A 4,227-nucleotide genomic window follows, 5' to 3' on the forward strand; every position below is an offset into this window, starting at 1 on the left:
GCGCTAAAACCAGAGGTTAAATCCCTCTTTTTTATTAACCTAACTGGTACACTTTTCGCGCGCTATGCTGGTACCTTTTTGCTCCGTCATTGACATACGACCGGGAATACACCTTGTTTTACTGTGATCCCCCTTATTGGGGTACCGAAGGTTATGGTATGGATTTTGAGCTGGAACAGTATGCTCAGATAGCCGAGCTGGCGAGAACGATAAAAGGAAAGATGATCATATCAGTCAACGATATTCCAGAAATGCATGAGGCATTCAAGGGATTGGCGATGCAGGCGGTAGCGATCAACTATACCGTGGGTGGACAGCAGGGACGCGGACAACGATCGGAGCTCGTAATCCGGAATTTTTAACGATTTATTGCCCGTTAAAATACCCAATGGCCAGTACCAAATAAAGCGCAAAACAGTACCAAATGGCGCGAAAATTTACAGATGAGTGTTTCGATAGTTTATCTAAATATAAGTGGTATTACACAAAAAATGGATATGCAGCAAGAAATTTGCAAATGATAAATGGAGTAAGAGGCGGCATTCAGTACATGCATAGAGAAATATTTGGCAATCCAGATTGTGAAATTGATCACATAAATCTAAATAAAATTGATGATAGAAGAAGCAATCTCTACCTTGCGGATAGACAGTCCAATGCAGCAAACTCGCCAGGAAGAGCGCTAAGTGGATACAAAGGAGCTACTATCATAAAGAAACGGGAAAATGGCGATCCAGGATAATGGTTGATTATAAGCAAATAAGCTTAGGCCTATATAATTCTCCAGAAGACGCTCACAAAGCATACATTATTGCTGCAAAGAATTTTGGGAAATTCCATAGAGTAAATTAGAGCAGAAAGGGTGACAAAGTCACACCTACAATATAATGGATTGCGGAACAGATTTAATAATTGCGGAACAATGGGGCTGCACACAACATGCAACCCCTTTGGTTTTATTTGGTAGGTCGTGCGAGATTCGAACTCGCGACCAACGGATTAAAAGTCCGCTGCTCTACCAACTGAGCTAACGACCCCAAGGCGCGCTATTATATCAATTCATCCAACAATATGAAATACTTTATCCTTCACAAAAGCAAAACAGAGCAAAATAAAAGTCATATTTTCAGGAAAACTCTAATTCCAACCCAACATAATCATGAAAATATCAATCCAGATGTTGAGTCTCCTGCAAACACTCTCACCTTAAATAGTACGTGACCCGATGAAGAAATTGTATCGCTCGCATTTGATCAAGGCGTTTGCGAGATGTTACATCTGAAATTAACCGTACTATACGTTATTACCGACCGAACCCAACATACGGATAGCCTGTGCGTTGCTCCATGAGAATACTTTCTCAGCTGCTTCCTCCCAAGGTAACCAGATGCTCCGCAGATGCTCGCGCGCAGCGATGCTGATGGGAATGATTCTGGGTACTTTTAGCCCAAAAACATGCTCCATATTCTGAGTGATACCTGGAGCATAACGCCAGCGCCATTCCTGGAAAATTTCATACTGATTTTGTATATGCCAGTCAGTCAGTTCATAACATGCCGCATCGAGGCCCGTTTCTTCTTTTAGCTCCCTGATAGCGGTTTGAAGCAGTGTTTCATCCTGATCCTGACTACCTGTGACAGATTGCCAATACCCAGGATGATCTGCACGTTCCAGCAGCAATACCTGCAAATTCACTGTGTGAACGATGATCAGAACAGAAACAGGTTTCTTGTAAGTCGGCACCGCTGAAATTAATAACCCCTGGAAACAGTATCTCCAGGATTACGGAGACGAATATGCAATTCCCGTAATTGCTTTTCTTCAACAGCGTTGGGCGCTTGAGTTAACAGACACTGCGCGCGCTGTGTTTTCGGGAAAGCAATCACATCACGAATCGAATCAGCCCCCGTCATCATAGCCACAACACGATCAAGGCCAAATGCAATCCCACCGTGTGGAGGTGCACCATACTGGAGAGCATTGAGCAGGAAACCAAATTTTTCCTGCGCCTCACTATCGGAAATATTCAGTGCATGAAACACTTTCGATTGCACATCCTGACGGTGAATACGTACAGAACCTCCCCCAATCTCGACACCATTTAAGACCATGTCATAGGCTTTGGATAAGGCCTTGCCGGGCTCTGTCGCAAGAAGATCTTCATGACCCTCTGCTGGAGAGGTAAACGGATGATGGAGCGCTTTCCAGCGATTTTCTTCCTCGTCCCACTCGAACATCGGGAAATCGACAACCCATAATGGCTTCCAGTCAGTACTGGCCAATCCACGTTCATGACCAATCTTGACTCGCAAAGCGCCTAATGCATCATTGACGACCTGAGCCTTATCTGCGCCAAAGAATACGAGATCACCCTCCTGAGCGCCGGTACGCTCCAGAACGGCGCTCACAACTGTTTCTGGCAAAAATTTCAAGATGGGCGATTGCAATCCTTCCATTCCTTTTTCCAGGCTGTTGATCTTAATATAGGCCAAGCCCTTTGCCCCATAAATGGCAACAAATTGCGTGTAATCGTCGATTTCCTTACGTGATAATTCACTGCCTCTTGGAATGCGCAGCGCCGCAACACGTCCACCTGGTTTCTGGGCAGCATCACGAAATACCTGGAAGGGTACATCCTGCATTAACTCAGTCAACTCAGTCAGTACCAGTGGTATACGCATATCCGGTTTGTCGGAACCATACTTAAACATGGCTTCCTCATGGCTCAGTCGAGGAAAGGGATCGGGCAAGTCGATACCGATGGCATCCCAGAACAAATTGCGAATCATCCCTTCCATCAAGGCCATGATCTCATTTTCGTTGAGAAAAGAGGTTTCAATATCAATCTGAGTGAATTCTGGCTGACGATCCGCGCGCAAATCTTCATCACGAAAACAACGGGTAATCTGGTAGTAGCGATCAAACCCAGATACCATCAGCAGTTGTTTGAATAGCTGGGGAGATTGGGGAAGCGCAAAAAAATGTCCGTCATTAACACGCGAAGGAACTAAATAGTCTCGCGCACCTTCGGGTGTTGATTTAGTCAATATCGGTGTTTCTACATCAATGAAACCCTGCTGATCGAGAAACGAGCGTACTGCCATGGTGACTTTGTGACGCAGACGCAAGTTTTTTTGCATGACGGGACGGCGTAGATCAAGATAGCGATGCTCCAGACGTATCGCTTCACTCAAATTCTCTTCATCCATCTGGAATGGCGGTGTAAGTGACGGATTAAGAATTTCAATCATATCCACCAGCACTTCCACTTCGCCTGTATGGATAGTCAGATTAACTGTCCCTTCTGGACGAGGGCGCACTACGCCATTTACTTTAAGCACATATTCGTTACGAATTTTCTCCGCAATTTGGAAAGTTACAGCATTTTCAGGATCACAGACGATCTGAACAATGCCTTCACGATCACGTAAATCAATAAAAATTACACCACCATGATCACGTCGACGATGAACCCACCCATAAAGCGTAATAGTTTGATTCAGATAATGAGTATTAATGGCGCCACAATAGTTGGTACGCATAATGTATCGGTTTTAGGTAAAAAAATTAGGAACATCCAAGGATTCATCGTTTTTGGGAGCGAAAAAGCTTAGTCTAACTGTATGCGTGATCAAACCACCGGCCATATCAATCAACAAGTTGATGTAAGAGCGCTGTCGAATCATTCCGTTGTAGCGGTAGATGAGGCGGTACTGGCAGTACTTTCACTCTTAGTTTCTGGTTTTGACTTGCTTTCCGATGCTGGCTTGCTTTTAAAATCTGTAACATACCAGCCGCTTCCTTTTAATTGGAAGCCAGCAGCAGAAATCTGCTTAACATAATCACTACTCCCGCATTCAGGGCAGCTTCCAATGGGCGCGTCATTCATTTTTTGCAAATGTTCTTTTTCCAGGCCACACGATCGGCAAATATATTCATAGATAGGCATCATTTACCTCCATTAATCTTACAAATGGGAAAAGCGATATTATACTTTAACCATTGCGTCCAATTGTTTTGAAATAAGGAAAACAGTTCTGCTCAACATACTCGCAAAATCTGCAGAAAGAATATATAGGCTGCGACGTTTTTTTTAAAGTCTTAAACCTAAAAACTACTTTTATACTCATCACACTTCAAAATTCGGCAGCTATACCTTCTCCCGCTGGGAGAAGATACTCTCTTATTTCGCAACCATTTTTGGAAAAATCATGCCGCCTCCATGTC

5 protein-coding genes, 1 tRNA gene and 1 pseudogene are annotated in these 4,227 nt (G+C 43.9%); 3 read left to right on the forward strand and 4 right to left on the reverse strand.

The genetic code is table 11. The annotated features are described in order from the left end of the window. Nucleotides 1-113: 113 nt before the first annotated feature. Entirely contained in the window at nucleotides 114-362 is a 249-nt protein-coding gene (locus BLW34_RS14930; protein WP_256203830.1) for a DNA adenine methylase, read from the forward strand. A 62-nt stretch (nucleotides 363-424) separates the two neighbouring features. Beyond that, nucleotides 425-742: an HNH endonuclease family protein gene (locus BLW34_RS14935; protein ID WP_090581277.1), complete on the forward strand. Its 318-nt coding sequence runs from the start codon at nucleotides 425-427 to the stop codon at nucleotides 740-742. A gap of 219 nt (nucleotides 743-961) precedes the next feature. Here BLW34_RS14935 and BLW34_RS14945 read toward each other — a convergent pair. The 3 genes from BLW34_RS14945 to aspS form a co-directional block, all read right to left on the reverse strand. After that, nucleotides 962-1,037: transfer RNA gene (locus BLW34_RS14945), tRNA-Lys, on the reverse strand. A 256-nt stretch (nucleotides 1,038-1,293) separates the two neighbouring features. Then, a complete protein-coding gene (gene nudB, locus BLW34_RS14950; protein ID WP_090581282.1) occupies nucleotides 1,294-1,743 on the reverse strand; it encodes a dihydroneopterin triphosphate diphosphatase in 450 nt (149 codons plus the stop codon). Nucleotides 1,744-1,751: 8 nt separating this feature from the next. After that, a complete protein-coding gene (gene aspS / locus BLW34_RS14955; protein WP_090581286.1) occupies nucleotides 1,752-3,542 on the reverse strand; it encodes an aspartate--tRNA ligase in 1,791 nt (596 codons plus the stop codon). Nucleotides 3,543-3,623: 81 nt separating this feature from the next. Here aspS and BLW34_RS17585 point away from each other — a divergent pair, with 81 nt between their 5' ends. Beyond that, complete coding sequence (locus tag BLW34_RS17585) at nucleotides 3,624-3,842, forward strand: hypothetical protein (protein WP_371263959.1); 219 nt, start codon at nucleotides 3,624-3,626, stop codon at nucleotides 3,840-3,842. 11 nt (nucleotides 3,843-3,853) lie between these two features. Here the strand turns inward: BLW34_RS17585 and BLW34_RS17590 are convergent. Continuing rightward, nucleotides 3,854-3,952 (reverse strand): annotated as a pseudogene (locus BLW34_RS17590) (FmdB family zinc ribbon protein); the annotation flags it as partial. Between the last annotated feature and the right edge of the window lie 275 nt (nucleotides 3,953-4,227).

Origin of the sequence: Nitrosomonas sp. Nm58, from assembly GCF_900107335.1 — a bacterium.
Classification (GTDB): Bacteria; Pseudomonadota; Gammaproteobacteria; order Burkholderiales; family Nitrosomonadaceae; genus Nitrosomonas.

Coding starts and splice junctions, on each gene's coding strand:
- BLW34_RS17585 (WP_371263959.1), top strand. CDS start 3,624: ATGCGTGATCAAACCACCGGCCATATCAATCAACAAGTTGATGTAAGA.
- aspS (WP_090581286.1), bottom strand. CDS start 3,542: ATGCGTACCAACTATTGTGGCGCCATTAATACTCATTATCTGAATCAA.
- BLW34_RS14935 (WP_090581277.1), top strand. CDS start 425: ATGGCGCGAAAATTTACAGATGAGTGTTTCGATAGTTTATCTAAATAT.